Origin of the sequence: Pseudoalteromonas sp. SWXJZ94C (assembly GCF_015864385.1) — a bacterium.
In the GTDB taxonomy this organism is placed as follows: domain Bacteria; phylum Pseudomonadota; class Gammaproteobacteria; order Enterobacterales; family Alteromonadaceae; genus Pseudoalteromonas.
The window spans coordinates 1-17,501 of the sequence record NZ_JADYXF010000064.1 but is presented as its reverse complement, the minus strand read 5'-3'; the positions used below and the strand labels follow the sequence as shown (position 1 = coordinate 17,501).

The 17,501-nt window shown below is 40.0% G+C and carries 11 protein-coding genes; 4 read left to right on the top strand and 7 right to left on the bottom strand.

Annotated features, from left to right (window positions below; genetic code table 11):
* Positions 1-296: 296 nt before the first annotated feature.
* Positions 297-824 carry a sugar O-acetyltransferase gene (locus I6F65_RS19490; RefSeq protein ID WP_197114483.1) on the bottom strand — a complete coding sequence of 176 codons (528 nt, stop codon included), beginning with the start codon at positions 822-824 and terminating at the stop codon, positions 297-299.
* A 159-nt stretch (positions 825-983) separates the two neighbouring features.
* On the opposite strand from I6F65_RS19490, the gene I6F65_RS19485 reads away from it, so the two are divergent.
* Together I6F65_RS19485 and glmS are read left to right on the top strand one after the other, a co-directional pair.
* On the top strand, positions 984-1,748 hold the full coding sequence (locus tag I6F65_RS19485; protein ID WP_166114922.1) for a DeoR/GlpR family DNA-binding transcription regulator: 765 nt from the start codon (positions 984-986) through the stop codon (positions 1,746-1,748).
* Positions 1,749-1,786: 38 nt separating this feature from the next.
* Entirely contained in the window at positions 1,787-3,607 is a 1,821-nt protein-coding gene (gene glmS, locus I6F65_RS19480; RefSeq protein ID WP_197114481.1) for a glutamine--fructose-6-phosphate transaminase (isomerizing), read from the top strand.
* Between the two features lie 58 nt (positions 3,608-3,665).
* Here the strand turns inward: glmS and I6F65_RS19475 are convergent, their stop codons facing one another.
* A complete protein-coding gene (locus I6F65_RS19475) occupies positions 3,666-3,935 on the bottom strand; it encodes a hypothetical protein (RefSeq protein ID WP_197114479.1) in 270 nt (89 codons plus the stop codon).
* A gap of 476 nt (positions 3,936-4,411) precedes the next feature.
* Here I6F65_RS19475 and I6F65_RS19470 point away from each other — a divergent pair, with 476 nt between their 5' ends.
* Positions 4,412-4,816, top strand: a complete 405-nt coding sequence (locus tag I6F65_RS19470) for a DUF6088 family protein (protein ID WP_197114485.1) — start codon at positions 4,412-4,414, stop codon at positions 4,814-4,816.
* Between the two features lie 267 nt (positions 4,817-5,083).
* Positions 5,084-6,391, top strand: coding sequence for a DEAD/DEAH box helicase (locus I6F65_RS19465; RefSeq protein ID WP_197114477.1), 1,308 nt, complete (start codon positions 5,084-5,086; stop codon positions 6,389-6,391).
* Between the two features lie 224 nt (positions 6,392-6,615).
* Here the strand turns inward: I6F65_RS19465 and I6F65_RS19460 are convergent, their stop codons facing one another.
* The 5 genes from I6F65_RS19460 to I6F65_RS19440 all read right to left on the bottom strand — a co-directional run.
* Positions 6,616-8,763, bottom strand: a complete 2,148-nt coding sequence (locus tag I6F65_RS19460) for an HlyD family efflux transporter periplasmic adaptor subunit (RefSeq protein WP_197114475.1) — start codon at positions 8,761-8,763, stop codon at positions 6,616-6,618.
* Positions 8,760-10,136 carry an efflux RND transporter periplasmic adaptor subunit gene (locus tag I6F65_RS19455; protein ID WP_197114473.1) on the bottom strand — a complete coding sequence of 459 codons (1,377 nt, stop codon included), beginning with the start codon at positions 10,134-10,136 and terminating at the stop codon, positions 8,760-8,762. Before I6F65_RS19455 ends, I6F65_RS19460 begins: the two co-directional genes overlap by 4 nt.
* Before the next feature lies 1 nt (position 10,137).
* Positions 10,138-10,854 carry an efflux RND transporter periplasmic adaptor subunit gene (locus I6F65_RS19450; protein WP_197114470.1) on the bottom strand — a complete coding sequence of 239 codons (717 nt, stop codon included), beginning with the start codon at positions 10,852-10,854 and terminating at the stop codon, positions 10,138-10,140.
* A gap of 76 nt (positions 10,855-10,930) precedes the next feature.
* On the bottom strand, positions 10,931-12,433 hold the full coding sequence (locus I6F65_RS19445; RefSeq protein WP_166114939.1) for a TolC family protein: 1,503 nt from the start codon (positions 12,431-12,433) through the stop codon (positions 10,931-10,933).
* A 43-nt stretch (positions 12,434-12,476) separates the two neighbouring features.
* Positions 12,477-17,501 (bottom strand): S-layer family protein (locus I6F65_RS19440; RefSeq protein ID WP_197114468.1); only part of this gene is annotated, 5,025 nt, incomplete at its 5' end.

The following is a 17,501-nucleotide window of genomic DNA, read 5'->3' as shown; positions in this document are numbered from 1 at the left end:
CAGTAGTGAAACGAAACAGCGCCGATGATAGTGTAGCATTTGCTATGTGAAAGTAGGACATTACCAGGCTTCAAATTGTAGAAAGCCCGAATCTAACGATTCGGGCTTTTTTACGTCTGCAGAAAAGTGAAATGTGGGGGAATAACGCACAAATCACACCTACACTTACACCAATATCTTTCATTTCACTCAAGTGTTTACTGCTAAAGAGATACACACCCTCGTAAAGTACGTTTATATAGCTACTATTATTAGAGTTCAAAAACACATAAAGTTAGAAGCTAAATAAACTCCCTTTAAATATCGCGAATTTTTGTGGCAGGATTACCCGCTACGACAGTATTATCCATTACATTTTTTGTAACCAGAGCACCTGCAGCAACAATACTGTTTTCTCCAATACTTACACCCGCTAAAATAATTGCACCAGCACCAATCCACACGTTATTACTTATTGCGATAGGTGCTGCAAAATTTTCTTTATTAAGCCTTTCAGTAGGATTAACTGCGTGTGATACCGCTAAAAGCTGAACGTTTGGACCTATTAAGCAGTCATCACCAATCATGATTGAGTAATTGGCTAATGGCGAGTCGAGTAGTGTGCAATTAATATTTATAAAAGTACGATCACCAATAACTATTTGATTGCCGTAATCGCAATGGAAACCTGATTCTATAATTACACCATCACCTGACTTTAAAAATAACTCCTTGATACGTTTTAAGTTGCCTTTACTTGGGCTCTTATTAAATAAACGGCAGGTTTCACCTGCTTGCTTTCGCTGTGCTAAGTATTCTTTACTGATGCTATTAAATGACTGCATTGTATTTATCTTTATAACTTAATTGGTTATAGCTTACCGTACTTTTAGTTTTATTATTATTAGAATAAAACTGTGTTATTTTTGCTCGTTCACTTGCCATTTAGGTTGTTTCGTTTAAAATTGCATAACTTTCGAAACGAAACTTAATTCGCAATCTTTATGACAAAACGAAATACACAGCAGCGTCGCCACAATATACTGGTTCAGGTTAATGAATTAGGTGAAGTCGCCGTTGAAAAGTTAGCAGAACAGTTTCAAACATCTGAAGTAACCATTCGTAAAGATTTAACCTCGCTTGAAAAAAGTGGCTTATTACTTCGCCGCTATGGCGGTGCTATTGCACTACCTAAAGAAATTGTTAGCGATGAAATAGATTCAAAGCGTAAAGTAGCTATCGCAAAAGCTGCCGCAACGCTTATAAAAGATCATAACCGCATTATTATTGATAGCGGACGTACTACCGCTGCTATGATCCCTGAACTTGCTAATAAGCGCGGTCTAGTTGTTATGACAAATGCAATTAAAGTAGCTAGCCGATTGTTAGCGCTAGAGAACGAGCCGACACTTTTGATGACTGGTGGAACATGGGATCCACATTCTGAGTCATTTCAGGGTCAAGTAGCCGAAAACGTATTATGTTCTTACGATTTTGATCAGTTATTTATTGGCGCTGATGGTATAGATGTAAAGCGCGGAACAACGACCTTTAATGAGTTAGTTGGTTTAAGCCAAGTAATGGCAAAAGCGGCACGAGAAGTAATAGTAATGGTTGAATCAGATAAGATTGGTCGAAAAATACCTAATTTAGAATTACCGTGGAAAATAGTTACCACATTAATAACCGACAATGGCTTAGCTGACGATAAGCGCAAAGCAATTGAGGCATGTGGTGTAAAACTAATTTGTGCTGAATTTATTGAATAGCCACAAAGTGGCGAATATACAAAATTAACGGAGACTTTATGTGTGGAATAGTTGGGGCAGTTGCAGAACGTCCAGTAAACAAAATATTAATTGAAGGGCTTAAGCGTCTTGAATACCGTGGTTACGACTCAGCTGGCGTAGCGTTGCTTGATGGAAATACACTTAACACTGTAAAAGCGGTAGGTAAAGTAGTTAACGTTGAGGCAGCTCTAGAAAAAGCAGGCGTTAGCGGACATACAGGCATTGCACATACACGATGGGCAACACATGGTAGCGTTACAGAAGCGAATGCACATCCACATGTTTCAAATAATCAATTAGCACTTGTACATAATGGCATAATTGAAAACCACGCTACGTTACGTGCGGCTTTAAAGGCTGATGGATACGAGTTTTTATCGCAAACTGATACTGAAGTAATGGTGCATTTAATTCACCAGCTTCGTAAGCAACACACAACATTACTTGCATCAGTACAAGCTGCTGTTAAACAGTTCGAAGGCGCCTTTGGTACTGTTGTATTTGATAAAGATAATGATAACGAAATTATAGTTGCACGCTCAGGTAGCCCGCTTGTTATTGGTTTGGGTCTTGGTGAAAACTTTATTGCATCTGATCAGTTAGCACTTTTACCTGTTACTCGCAGCTTCATCTTTTTAGAAGAAGGCGACGTAGCGCGTATTACACGTGACACAGTAGAAATTTTTGATGCAGACGGTAACGCAGTTGAGCGTGAAGTGGTTGAATCAAACATTACACAAGATGCCTCAGGCAAAGGCGATTATCGCCACTACATGCTAAAAGAAATTTACGAGCAGCCACTTGCTGTACGTAATACTCTTGAAGGGCGTTTAAACGACGACCGTGTAGCAATTGATGCATTTGGCGACAGTGCACAGCAAATATTTAAAGATGTAAAACACGTGCAAATTATTGCCTGTGGTACGTCTTACCATTCAGGTATGGTTGCACGTTACTGGCTGGAGCAATTTGCAGGTGTTAGCTGTAACGTAGAAATTGCGTCAGAGTTTAGGTACCGTCAATCGTTTGTGCATGAAAAAAGCTTACTTGTTACTATTTCACAATCTGGTGAAACAGCCGACACTCTTGCTGCTCTTCGTTTAGCTAAAGAGCAAGGTTACATGGCATCAATGACCATTTGTAATGTGCCTGGTTCATCGCTTGTACGCGAATCAGATCTTGCTTTTATGACTAAAGCCGGCGCTGAAATTGGTGTTGCATCTACTAAAGCATTTACTACGCAATTAGTTGGTTTGTTAATGCTTACGGCGTCTATAGCACAAGAAAAAGGCCTTGATCAAAGTGCGATTGTAAATGCAATTAAAGTACTTCCAGCTAAGTTAGAAGAAACATTACTATTAGCTGATGACATTGCAGATCTAGCGGAAGAGTTTGCCGATAAACACCATTCATTATTTTTGGGTCGTGGTTCACAGTACCCAATTGCAATGGAAGGCGCGCTTAAACTTAAAGAAATTTCGTATATTCATGCAGAAGCCTATGCTGCTGGCGAGCTAAAACATGGTCCACTAGCGCTTATTGATGCCGACATGCCAATTATTGTTGTTGCACCAAATAACGAACTACTAGAAAAGCTTAAATCAAACGTAGAAGAAGTACGCGCTCGCGGCGGTATTATTTACGTATTTGCAGATAAAAATTCACACTTTGAGTCAGACGACACAATGCGTGTAATCAACGTAAACCACACTGACGATATTATTGCGCCAATTGTTTACACATTGCCATTACAGTTACTGTCGTACTACGTAGCGGTAATTAAAGGTACTGACGTTGACCAACCTCGTAACTTAGCTAAATCGGTTACTGTTGAGTAAAATCAATAGGTTGGTAATTACCCCTGTTAAAGATAAAAAGGCGCTCAATGCGCCTTTTTTAATATGTGCGCTCACCTAAGTCATAAGCAAAGTAGCCATAAACGGCTAGGGTCATTATTATTATGAAAGAATAATGCATTGCGCGAGCTAAAATTAAATCGATAGGTCTGGCGTATCGTAAAATGGCTTCGTCATTAACAACCGTCGCCTTCGCTGGCTTTTGCCGCCTTATTACTTTGCCATACATGCTCACTCTTATACCTAGCCCTTTATCCCAAAGCGGCTCATATATCCCTTCCTCGCGCATTTTCTTTTCAATATACTTCATTGAGATACGAGTGAAGCACAAAGTTGAAATGAGGAAAGAAATAAATGGAGGGAATGATATTATAAAATAAATGTTTTCAGGTATTATATACATGGTTAAAACCAACTTATATTAGAGCTAAGGTCATAAATTAGGCCAGAAAAACCCTTTCCAGCTACATTAGATTCAACATTTTTTCATAAAACATCGAGATTTGTTAGTTTTCTTATTCTACCTATATATGCTGATATTTCTGTATCGAATAGAGCCGTAATAGCGAAAGTATTTTTATTGTCAAAGTTATTTACTATATTGCTAAGGTTATTATAAATAACTAGGTCGATTATAATATCTAGTTTATGTCAGTTGTTTTTTCTTATTTATATCCCTTTTTAAACAATGAATTAGGTTTTTTCTTCTATTTTTTATGCCGTATTATTTTTAAACTGTGGCTGATTTGAGCATACTAAAACAAATATTACTTAGAAGAATCAGCTATAACTGCAATTGACTGTATTTATCAAAAAATAAAGCGTTCTCGCCGCTATGTGTTTGAACGTAAAGATTTCGACAGTTACGCGAGTTATGATCAGGTTGGTCGTGTGTTAAAGCAATTAGTCGATAAAGGCATACTGATGAAAATTGGCTATGGTTTATATACTAAAGCAGCGATTAACAGCCTTACTAATAAGCCGATGCCAACAAGCCCTGGCGGTACTGACGCAATAATGCGTGAAATTTTAAAACTGCGCGGTGTAGACTTTGAGATGGATGCGATGTCATTGAGGAGTATCAACGGTAAATCTACCCAAATACCAGCGTCTATTAAGTACAACTGGGATTCTAAGCAATTCAACCGGAATCTTAAAGTTGGGAATAGGGTATTGAGTTATCGTAGATGAGCATACCCAAACTGAAAAAACAGTTTCTTGAGGTCTCTGATGCATTGGATTTAGGTAATCCATCAATTCCAGAAAAGGATTATTCTAAACATATTAATTAAGTACGGGATAAACCCGAGCCTACAAATATCACAAATCTGTTCGTAACTTGGCTCGAATCGCGCAACTATTATCTATAAAAACATTTAAACCACTAACCCCTACTTAATAAGCGCTAAATACGCTAAAATTACAGGCTACTTTTTTAGCAATGAGCCCGTAATATTCATGACCTCAGCAACAAGCCCTAGCACATTTACCGAACTTGGCCTTATTCCAGAGCTATTAGCTCGTTTAACCGATTTGGAATATACCCAGCCTACGCCAATTCAAGCTAAGGCTATACCTAATGTGCTTGCCGGCAGTGATTTAATTGCAGGGGCAAATACTGGCTCAGGTAAAACAGCAACGTTTGCGCTGCCAATGCTACAAAAAATGTTTGTTGAACAAGGTAGTAAAAGCACAGCGAGCAAAGGCAACTTTGTAACAGGGCTTATTTTAGTACCTACTCGTGAGCTTGCTACGCAAGTAGCCGATAGCGTTAAATCGTATTCTGCAAATTTTAATGGTGCAATTAAAACGGTTGCTGTGTTTGGTGGTGTATCGGTTAATACACAAATGCAGGCACTGCGCGGCGGCGCCGATATTATTGTAGCAACACCCGGGCGTTTACTCGATTTAATCTCAAGCAATGCTATTAAGCTTGATAAACTAAATACGCTTGTACTTGATGAAGCCGACCGTATGCTAAGCCTTGGCTTTACCGAAGAGCTTGCTGAGTTATTAGCGTTAATGCCTGCTAAAAAACAAACTATGTTGTTTTCAGCTACTTTCCCTGAGCAAGTTAAGCTATTAACACAAGATCTATTAAATGACCCTGTTGAAATACAAGTTCAAAGCAAAGACGAAAGCACCTTAGTACAACGTGTTTTTACCGTAAATAAAGGCGAGAAAACCACTGTTTTAGCGCATTTAATTAAAACGCATAAATGGCGCCAAGCGCTGATTTTTGTAAACGCAAAAAAAGACTGTGAGCACTTAGCCAGTAAACTTGAAAAACGCGGTGTTAACGCACAAGTATTCCATGGCGATAAAGGTCAAAGTGAGCGTACTCGCGTAATTGAAAAATTTAAAGCGGGCGAAATTGAAGTACTTATCGCAACCGATATTGCCGCACGTGGTTTAGATATTGAAAAACTGCCAGTGGTAATAAACTTTAATCTACCACGCAGCCCATCTGATTATATGCACCGTATTGGTCGAAGTGGTCGTGCGGGCGAAGTAGGCTTAGCATTATCATTAATTGATTATGAAGACTTTCATCACTTTAAAATAATCGAGAAGAAGAACAAGCTACGTCTTGAACGTGAGGAAGTAACAGGCTTTGCCGTTAACCAAGCTAATCTTGATGCTGCACAGGCGCTTAAAAATGAAAAGCCAATGGCAAAACCAGAAGGCACCGGTAAGAAAAAGAACAAAAACAAAGCCGATGATATAGATGATGTATGGAGCGGTTGGAGAGGTCGCTCAAAGTAAAATATTTATTGTTATAATAACGACTATGGATATTTGATGATTTAATAAAAAAGACGCATTTGCGTCTTTTTTATTGTTCAGCAACACTGCTCACAATAGATGAACTGAGCATAATAATTATCGTGATAGCCAGTTTATAAAATCTTATAGGTCGTAAGCTCTTTTTAGGTAATATTGTATAGAATAACTACTACAGCTTGAATAAGTTATAGGTCACAATTTTTCTATAAACCAATTTCACTAGAAAGCACTCGAGCCACTTGCTGGAATATACGATAAGCTAAGTTTGTAGATTCAGCTTCTACTTCTACAGATCCAATAATAGTACGTGCTGTATGGTTATCTACAGATAAAGGTTCAGTAGGATCTAACCGTAATAAGTAAACAGGTTCACGTGAACGTAATACACCTTGTTTATCTGCATCTACTGCAATATCCCCACTATTTACTGAGGTTAAAGCGCGTAAATCAATGCGATCAGCAGCCAATGGAGCTATAGAACTTAAGGATAATATTATTGCAGGTGAAGTAGGATTATCAGCGATAAAGCGCGCTTTATTACCAAGTGTTAATCGAGTCTGGTCAATAGCAGAAACATAACCACGAACATCTGCATGGGACGAAGAGACAATGCGGGTAAGTTCTGCTCCAGAACCTAACCATTGTTTAGGGTGTAAATTTGGGCGTAAATCGCGAATTTTACCGGTAAACGCAGCTTTTATTCGCAAACGCTCTTTTCGCTCAATAAATCGTAGATATTTTTCTTGCTCACTGATTAATTGTTGTTCTAAAACCGGTAGTTGTGATCTATCCATTTTATCGCTAACAGCTCTACTTATTTGAGCAGTTAACAGATTAATATGTAATTGGCTTCGTATTAAAGCTATTTCTAATTCTGGTGATTTAAGTATAAAAAGTGTATCCCCAGCTGTAACTGTAGCTCCATCATAAATTAGCACTTTATCTATTATAGCTGCCTCTGGAGCAACAATTAAGTGATCACCACCATAACTATAAACAGCAGGTACAGTGACATGATTATCAATTGGTAATGTGATGAGTAGTAATAGGCTAATAAATCCTAAAATTGTTCGGCGACTTTGCCAGTTATTTGTAATTTCGCTACGCATAGCCCACCATTGCTTTATTTCGTTCCATATTGGTAACCCTATAAAGAAAATTATTTCTACAGCAAAAAGAATGATACCGAGCGCTTTAAAGAAAAAATAGTAAACAGCAAGTGCAATACCAGTAAATAAAAAAATACGATAAATCCAAGTGCCAAAAGCAAAGGCTGTTCGCCAATTTGCACCAAATTTACTAACTGCTTCAGGCATTGGTCTGCCTAGACCAAAAAGCCATTCACGTAACTGCCATTTCCCAAAAGCGAATGAGCGTTCTTGTAAGTTTGGAGCACCGACGGCATCTGATAAAAAATAATATCCATCAAAACGCATAAAAGGGTTTAAATTAATGAACATACTGAGTAGCCAACCGGTTGTTGCTAGAATAAAAGCGGTGCTGCGTAAAGCTCCTTCAGGTAGTAATGCCCAAGCAAAGCCCGCCAAGCCGGCAACCATTAACTCCATACGAATTCCTGCACTATCAACTTCTAATCGCTGTCGTCTAGAGCGTAATCGCCATACTCCGGTGGTATCAGTATAGAGCATAGGAAATAGTAGCATTACAGCAATTCCCATAGTTGAAACTCTGGCTCCATAACGTACTGCTGTATAGGCATGACCGCATTCGTGAAGTATTTTTACTAAAATCAAAGCGATTCCATATAAGAAAAAGCCTTGAACATTAAAAAAATCAGGAAAAGTTGCAAGAAATTGATCCCAATTACGTGCAATTAAAAATAATCCTATGGTGGTTAGCATAGCCCAAATAAGAATTGCTTTTGAGGACCAGATGAAAGCTACTTTTGGCAGTGTTTTTCTAAGAAATTGGTCTGGGTGAACTAACGGTATACGTGTGAAAAGATAATTTCTTAAAATCCATTGCAATGGTGTTTGATGACGAGCATCGGCTTGCTCCACAAAGTTTTCTACTATGTTTCCGGGTAAACTTTCTACTAGAGAGTTTGCAAGTAGAAACTTCGTAAATTCTTCTAGCTCATTAGGAAGTAAATCTTGCTGTCTGAGCTTTAGTGTTTCAATAAGTTTAGCTAACTCTCCTAAATGCCATAGTGATAATATTTCAAACTCTCGCTGCCCTATTTCAAAAAAAGCGTGATGTATAGGATCGAATATGGTCCAGCTCGGGGCACCTCCTATAAGCGCTGCTCCACGGCTTATTTGTAACTCTTGACGTAATTTAGGAAGTTGTACACTCTTTACTCCGCCACCTATCGTTGCTGCTATGGTCATAGGCCAATGCCTTGACGCATTGCTGCTATTGGACGTCGTAATATTCTATAAATTAGTGGTACTCGATCGCCGTATACACGAGCAGAGCCGTGAGCACCTATTCGAATATTATTATCTTCGCCAGTTGGTGTAGCGGCTAGAAGAAATGCCTCACGACCGTCAGGTAGTCTACTTGAATGATAAGAACTACGTGCTACTTTTGCTGAAACAGCATTAAGTGGTGCATTATCAAGATAGACGGTTACCTCTGCTTCAGGATTAATTTCAATTAGATCTCGAAGTGGTAATTCAATAATAAACTCCACTTTTTTTGGGTCTGCAATTTCTACAATATGTTCGCCAACAGATACTGGGCGACCTTCCCAATCTCGGCGATCGCTATAGACTGCTATACCATCTTGAGGTGCACGTAACTGTGCTCGTTCTAGTATTCCTTGAGCATAAGCTGCCTCAGCTTCAGCAAGGTGAAATTCTGACTTAATTATTGCAATATCTCGAGCTGCATCTTGGTCGGTAAAAGCTGCATTTGTTGCTCGTTCATAGCGAACTGCGGCTACTTTTAATTTTTCTGTTGCCATTGCGGCATCGTTTCGAAGTAAAACATCTTCCATGGTGACTATTAATTGCCCTTGTTTTACTTGGGCATTTGGCGGCACATGGATATGCTCAATCACTCCGTTAGTCGGGGCTGATAGGATAAAAGGTCTCTCAGCTACAACTCTAACCGGAGCGAGTACACTAAGTCTGACTGGTATTAACATGATGGCAATTAAACTAATTATAGCAATTCGTTTTTGAGTCTGTGTAAATCGAGGCTTCCGACGATCTTTCCAGCGTGGTGTAAATGCCATCCAAGCGTGTGAATAAGTGCTTGCTAGTCGTTCTGCGAGTAATCGTTCTGCTTGAGGCCATGCAAGTGTTCGTGTTAATAATATGCCACCGAAACAAGAGCCATCGCGCTGTTTCATAGGCACCCAAAGCATATGAATAAAAGGGTACTCATTTGTTTCAGGATCTTGTTTATCTGCATAGGCTAGGGATTTAAATTCGTGTGTTTTCCCTAGATCAACATCTTGACTTAGACTAACGATTAAGCGCTCAATCCAACGAATTGCAGGTGTATTACGGTCAACAACTGCAACACTTGAAACCGTGTTAACTTTCATATCATCAACGGCACCTTGTCTTTTTAAAACAAATGCTTGATCAAAATTAAGTAAACTACGACTTTCGTTGGCTATGTGATATAGAAGCTCCATATCACTTGCTTGATCACGAATTTCAGCTTCAAACTGCAAAAGTCTTTGAGTTATTGCCGTTGTCGGCTGGGGGTTGTTACCCTTTGAATCTACGAGATGGATATGTGGTTCCATATTAACGTTGCTCCGGGGGAATAAAACGTGCATCTCCACTCATCCCAGGAAGCGTATTTTCAGGGATTCCACGAAAATGACCAATCACCCTAATTGTTTTGCTGACAGGGTCTACAACTGCACCAAGTCGTACTATGTTTGCTTCATGTATTTTTCCATTTTCGTCAATTTTAATGACAAATGGGGTACCGGGCTTTAGCCAAGAAAGCCAATTAGAAGGTACTATAAGTTTTAGTTCGAGGTTACTTTCTCGTTGTATCTTTATAATAGGTGTGCCCGTGGTAGGGCTCTCGGCTATGCTAGCAAGTCGCTCAACAACCCTCCCTGCATAAGGAGCTTTGATAATACAATCACTGATTGTTGCCTCTAATGCAGCTGCTTCTGCTTGAGCACTATTAAAATTAGCTTCAGATATGAGTACATCATTTTTACCAATAGCTCCATATTGATCAAGCTCTCGATTACTATTTAAAATAGTTTCAAGAGCATGTGCAGCAGCTTTCGCTGCTTTTACTTCAGCTTCATTGCGAGTGCAATCGAAACGTACTAATTCGACACCTTTTTCAAAGGCTTCACCGTCACTAAAAGGGATAGATTTTATCATACGTCCATTAATACTGGAGCTTATGACTGCCGTATCTCGGGCTGTAATTACCCCACGAACATGAACAGCTTTGGTCGTATTACTCCCAAAGCTTGTTCCTTGATCCTGTGGCATTTGCCCAATAGCTTCTCCTGCGTTCAATCCTGGAATTATTAGAATTGCCAAAAGCTTTAGGGTTAATTGCATCAGGTTATTTTTCACTTATAGTTGTTAAGCTTGATTGAGTAGTACGTGTTGCCCACAATGTTTCTAGTGAGGAGCTAAGTTGGGCTAAAGGTTCGCTACCTGTGATATTTGGTCCAAAATCATCGATACCAATTGCCGCGAAAAGATTCGCGTATGCATTTTGCATATCAGCAAAAGCAATATCATATTTCACCTCTGTTACAAGGCTATTCATTTCCTCGCGAATCAGGGTTTGCTGACTAATAGTATTCGCTCTGAAACCACTTCGTATTTGATCCATAATACGTTTTTGTATAGCGTTTTCTTGCTGTACAGTGCTAAATGTTTTTGAAAGATGATTATATCGAGCATGTGCCACATGTACCTGTGTCATAATTGCCATAGTTAGTGCGAGGGCCCGAGTATCGAGCAAAGTATCTTGAGCTTCGATGGCTGTTTTATGTGCTGGGTAGCGGAATAAATTCATTACGTTCCAGCTTGCTTGAGCTCCCCAATTTACCCAATCATTATTATATAAAAAATCGTTAGAATTGGAGTTAACCCCTAAAAACATTCGAAAACTTGGGAATGTAGAAAGTAATGCTGCATCTAGTTCATGGGAGTTAATACGTAAACGGTATCCTACTTCACGTAACTCAGAGCGATTTTCAAGTGCTGCAGAAACCATTTCTTCTACTCTAAATGGTTGCTTTAATGGAGATGCGGTTCTATCTGGCAGCAGTAGAGTAAATTTGTCGTTAGGAGATAAGTTCATGAGCGCAGCAAGTTGTCGCTTAGCTATCATGAGCTCACGCTGTAGTCTTTGAATTTCTCTTTTTATACCAATAAGTTCTCGTTGATAAGTAAGTGCCTTTAATGGTGCTGTCGCACGACTTATTTCTAAAGATCGAGAACCAGCAAGATTATCTTCTACGTTGCGCTCAAGTCCATTCAGCTTATTAATCATTCTCTCTGCGCTCACCGCACGCCAAAACGCAGTACGAACATCTTCAATAATCCGGTTGGCTACCTTACGACGATTTTCTAGAGCTATGAGTGCTTGATCAGCTTTTTGTTGACTACGAACATAAGACAAACCAAAATCAAGGACGTCCCAACTTAGGGACAAGTCCGATTGGAGTGTATTCTTTTCACTTGAGGTTGAAGGCTCAAGTGATTCAGTATTAGTTAGTAAAGAGCGACTCGATGCACCTGCATATGTATCTCTACCTGTATAACCGCCTGTAGCAACCAGTTGAGGTAACATGTCGTAACGAGACAGGTCTACTTCTCTCAATCGAAGTGCTTCTTCCATTAATTCAACCTTGTAATCAAGGTTATATTTAAGTGCACGCGCCATCGCATCATATAGATTTATCGGAGCTAATACAGGCTCTTGGTTTAGTGTAACCCTCGATAAACGATCTTTGGCTTGTTGTGATAATTGCGTTGTATCGAATGGCTCTGGTACTACCGTACAGCCACCCAGTGACAAAATAAATACAGCTGGTATAAAAGGGATTCTCATTTATTGTTACTCCTGGCTACATAAATATTTACTTAAAAATTCATTATTGAAACTTTGTTGTATCAAGAGCTTGTATCAAGGCTGTTACTTCTACCGTGTTACTATATGCTTCTTGTGCAATTCTGTTATCGAAGGTGTCCGTACTGGCTTTATCTGATGTATCAATTTTTGTCACGCTGCCGGAAATAAAATCGACTTCAATCGGATAAGTAATACTTGATCCATTAATGTCTTCAGCATGAATTTTGAGTTGTATTACGTCCGTTTTTACAGGGGGTTCTATTAATACCAGACCTTTACTATCTACTGATATCCAGTCTGAAAGAGCACGACCATCAACTCGAGTAATATTGTATTTAACATCTGATGATTCACTTTCTATCAATCGAGTGTGTAAACTCATGATGATCGCACTATCGCGTACAATTGTTTCGACGGTAAGTTCATTGTTATACAAAATATCATCTCCCCCTATTGATAAACTTAGAGAAAAAGTATTTATCTCATTTGTATCAAAAGGTTCGTAATCAACACCAAAAATACCTGTTAGATGTTGGTTAAATATACTGAATTGATCCAAAGCCCTCATTGCATCAAGAATCGGATGATTCATATTAAGATGACTACTCATGCTATTAAGATTTTGCATATCGTTTATCGCAGTAAGAATCGGGGCACTTACATTTAGGTTGGCAGATGAATGCAAGTCTCTAACGTCGAAGATTGTTTGTAAAACTACGCCTGGTGCTGAAATAAGTCGTTCATCGCGGTCTTTGTTATCCGACCCAGTGTTACTTATATCGGAAGTATTAGATGAATTATATTGCTGCCCAATTTGAACAATACTGTTGATGTCGACACCAGCAGGCATGGCTGTTACTGTCAGATTTATTGTCGCTGTACTTATCTCTCCATTAATATCCGATACAGTATAATCAAGGCTAATTGTGCCATTGAACCCCTGTGGAGGTGTAATGGTTAAAGTTCTATCTTGATTGAGCTCAATAATAGTCCCATCGGATAATGTAATCGGTAAACCTATTACAATTTCTTGTCCTGCTATTGTTTTAATAGAAAGGGACTCGTCATCAATATCGGTATCGTTGCCTAATACATCAATATTTATAGGGGTACCTTCAATAGTAGTTATTGAGTCATTAATTGCAATTGGTGCATCGTTAACTGGGCTAACATCATTGAAACTCAGTATTGCCGTATCAGTGCCGCCATTATTATCCGTAATTGTGTAGGTTGCGCTAGGCACTGGGCCGTTATAATCAGCGGCAGGGGTAAACGTAAAGGTGCCGTCAGCATTAATGATAAGCTCACCAACACCTGCAATGGTTGCTGTATCACCCGCAGTGTAAACGGTTGCACTGCCATCAATTACGAATTGAGAGACAGTGAGGTTATCTCCATCAGCATCGGTATCGTTGATTAATACATTACCATTCACTGGTGTGTCTTCTGTCACCGTGAAAGGACCGTCATTGGCAGCAATTGGTGTATCGTTAACTGGGCTAACATCATTGAAGCTTAGTGTTGCCGTGTTCGTGCTGCCATTTGCATCGATTGCCGTGTAAGTTGCGCTTGGCACTGGACCGTTATAATCCGCGGCAGGGGTAAACGTAAAGGTCCCGTCAGCATTAATAATAAGCTCGCCAACGCCTGTAATGGTTGCTGTATCGCCTGCGATGTAAACGGTTGCACTGCCATCCACAACAAATTGAACAACACTTAAAGTGTCGCCTTCGAGATCACTGTCATTGGTTAATACATTGCCATTCACCGGCGTGTCTTCGGTCACGGTGAAAGGACCGTCATTGGCAGCAATTGGTGCATCGTTAACTGGGCTAACATCATTGAAGTTAAGAGTTGCCGTGTTCGTGCTGCCACTTGCATCACTTGCCGTGTAAGTAGCGCTTGGCACCGGACCGTTATAATCAGCGGCAGGGGTAAAGGTAAAGGTCCCGTCGGCATTAATAATAAGCTCGCCAACGCCTGCAATTATTGCCGTGTCGCCTGCATTATAAACCGTGGTGTCCCCATCCATTACAAATTGCGTCACGGTCAGGGTATCGCCATCCACATCACTGTCATTGGTTAATACATTGCCCGAAGCCGGTGTGCCTTCTGTTACCGAAATTGGGCCGTCATCAACGGTGCTCGGTGCATCATTGACTGCAATAATGTCATTGAAACTCACTATCGCGGTATCAAATCCACCGTTTGCATCACTGAGGGTATAAGTAGCGCTAGGCACTGGGCCGTTATAATCAGCGGCAGGGGTAAACGTAAAGGTCCCGTCAGCATTAATGATAAGCTCACCAACGCCCGTAATGGTTGCTGTATCGCCTGCGCTGTAAACGGTTGCACTGCCATCCACAACAAATTGAACAACACTTAAAGTGTCGCCTTCGAGATCACTGTCATTGGTTAATACATTGCCATTCACCGGCGTGTCTTCGGTTACGGTGAAAGGACCGTCATTGGCAGCAATCGGTGCATCGTTAACAGAGTCAACAGTAATAGTAATAGTCTGGGTAGAGGTACCACCATTACCATCGTCGATTTTCACGGTGAAGGTATCAGTGCCGTTAAAGTGTTCATTTGGAGTGTAAAGATAGGTACCGTCAGTATTGATACTAACACTGCCATTAATAGGATCTATGTCGACGGTGAAAGTAAGAATATCACCTTCTGCATCAGAGGCTATAACCTGACCACTAACAGGGGTATCCTCGTTTGTGGTTTTATTTTCAGGGATGCTCTCTGGTGAACTATTAGTACCTATTACTGTGATCGTAAGAGTTGCACTAGAAAGACCTCCTTCACCATCAGATGCTTGATAAACGATACTAGTAGTACGAGTTTGGGTATCAGCCAAGTCATCAAAGTCATTGCCTGCATCAAAACTATAAGACCCATCTGCATTGACGGTAAATGTGCCGCCTGAAGAGCCATTAACTGGTTGTCCTACATTAGTTATACTGTTATTAACTTCAGCTACGAGAAGACTATCGCCGTCAGGGTCTTGATCATTGAATAGCACACCATTAGCTGCATCAATGCTAATATTTTCATTTTCGTTGACAGTATTAGAATCTGGATTAGCTTGCAGGGGCGGATTATCAACTGACCAGGTAAAGCTCTCACTAACACTTTCACCATTATTGTCATCGGCAGTAATCGTAATAGTATATGGGCTAGATGACGAAGCATTACTATCGAAAGATCCACTGATAACACCAGACACAGCATCTATTGAAATTCCATTAGGTAGACCTGTCGCAGAGAAACTTAATGTATCATTATCAATATCGCTGAAGAAAGGTGCAAAATTAATAGAAACAGATTGCCCATCTATAGATGTCTCATTAGGTAATGCTGAATTAACAATCGGTGTATCATTAACTGGGGTGACAGTAACAGTTACAGTTGCTGTACTGTAACCATCTTGTCCGTCGGTAATACGATAGTTAATTATATCTGTGCCATTAAAGTCTGTATCGGGAGTGTATGTGATTGTATTATCACTGTTAATAATAACGCTGCCATGGGAGGCACTTGCTTCAGTTATTATCAGTGAGTCGTTGTCTGGATCAGTATCGTTAGTTAACACACTTATAACTACGGCTGAATCTTCAGCAGTCATTGCTATATCATCATTGGCGATGGGAGGGATATTTTCAAAAGCCCACGTGAAGCTAGTTAATACCGTTCCTCCATTACCGTCATCGGCAGTAATGGTTACGTTATATGGTTCAAATGTAGATATATTGCCAGCGACTGTACCACTAATTATACCAGTGACTGGGTCTACACTTAATCCTAGTGGTAACCCAGAAGCAGTAAAGTTCAATACATCCCCATCAATGTCGGTGAAATTAGGCGAAATATCTAAATTTATAGTGCTACCGTCTGCATCCGCTTGATCATCTATACCACTAGTGGTTGGATCATCATTAATCGGTGTAATAGTAACGTCAACACTGGCTGTACTTTCACCACCCTCCCCATCGACGATTCTATAAATTATGGTATCGGTACCGTTGAAATTAATATTAGGTGTATAGGTAACAGTATTATCAGCATTAATAACTACAGTGCCATTACCAGCAATAGCTTCAGTGATAATTAACGTATCATTATCTGGGTCACTATCATTAATGAGCACATCGATGTTTATGCCCGTATTTTCTGAAGTGCTCGCAGTATCATTAACTGCTGTAGGTAGTGCATTAACAATAGTATAGGTAAAACTTTGATCTACAGTGCCGCCGCGTCCATCATTAGCAGTCACAGTAATAGTATAAATTCCGTCATTAATAGGACCATCTTGCGAAGCACTATTATCAATAGTGCCTGAGAGGGTGCCTGTATTAGTATTGAGAGTAAGTCCTGCAGGCAGCCCAGTAATACTATAAGTCAAAGTATCAGTATTAGGATCACTAAAATAGTTACTGAAATCAATTGAGACAGGCTGCCCGTCAACAGCATTTTGATTTGGTATTTCATTAGCTTCAGGTGCAGCATTTTTTTCGGTGACGACTATCGTAACGGTTGCAGTTTCAGTAACACCGCCAGATGTAACTGTGTAGGTAAAACTATCGGTACCGAAATAGTGAGCATTAGGAGTATAAATACCGGTACCATCAGCGTTTAGGCTAACGCTACCATTAGCGCCTTGCGTGAAAGCTGTTATTTGTGGTGAGCCTTCAAAGTTATCATTAATGAGAACATCAAGAGGTGTTGATGTATTTTCATCAATCGTAATATTATCGTCAGATATATCAGCGGTTGGTGTAATATCATTGAAACTTAATACCGCAGTATCGATCCCACCGTTAGCATCGCTGACCGTGTAAGTTGCACTTGGTACTGGACCGTTGTAATCAGGAGCAGGGGTGAAGGTAAAGGTGCCATCAGCATTAATGACAAGCTCACCGACATTCGTAATGGTGGCTGCATCGCCTGCCGTGTAAATTGTAGGGTCGCCCGCAATAACAAATTGGACAACACTTAAAGTATCGCCATCAATATCGGTGTCGTTGGTGAGTACATTACC

Coding starts and splice junctions, on each gene's coding strand:
- I6F65_RS19465 (WP_197114477.1), top strand. CDS start 5,084: ATGACCTCAGCAACAAGCCCTAGCACATTTACCGAACTTGGCCTTATT.
- I6F65_RS19455 (WP_197114473.1), bottom strand. CDS start 10,136: ATGGAACCACATATCCATCTCGTAGATTCAAAGGGTAACAACCCCCAG.
- I6F65_RS19450 (WP_197114470.1), bottom strand. CDS start 10,854: ATGCCACAGGATCAAGGAACAAGCTTTGGGAGTAATACGACCAAAGCT.
- I6F65_RS19445 (WP_166114939.1), bottom strand. CDS start 12,433: ATGAGAATCCCTTTTATACCAGCTGTATTTATTTTGTCACTGGGTGGC.
- I6F65_RS19485 (WP_166114922.1), top strand. CDS start 984: ATGACAAAACGAAATACACAGCAGCGTCGCCACAATATACTGGTTCAG.
- I6F65_RS19490 (WP_197114483.1), bottom strand. CDS start 824: ATGCAGTCATTTAATAGCATCAGTAAAGAATACTTAGCACAGCGAAAG.
- I6F65_RS19460 (WP_197114475.1), bottom strand. CDS start 8,763: ATGACCATAGCAGCAACGATAGGTGGCGGAGTAAAGAGTGTACAACTT.
- glmS (WP_197114481.1), top strand. CDS start 1,787: ATGTGTGGAATAGTTGGGGCAGTTGCAGAACGTCCAGTAAACAAAATA.
- I6F65_RS19475 (WP_197114479.1), bottom strand. CDS start 3,935: ATGAAGTATATTGAAAAGAAAATGCGCGAGGAAGGGATATATGAGCCG.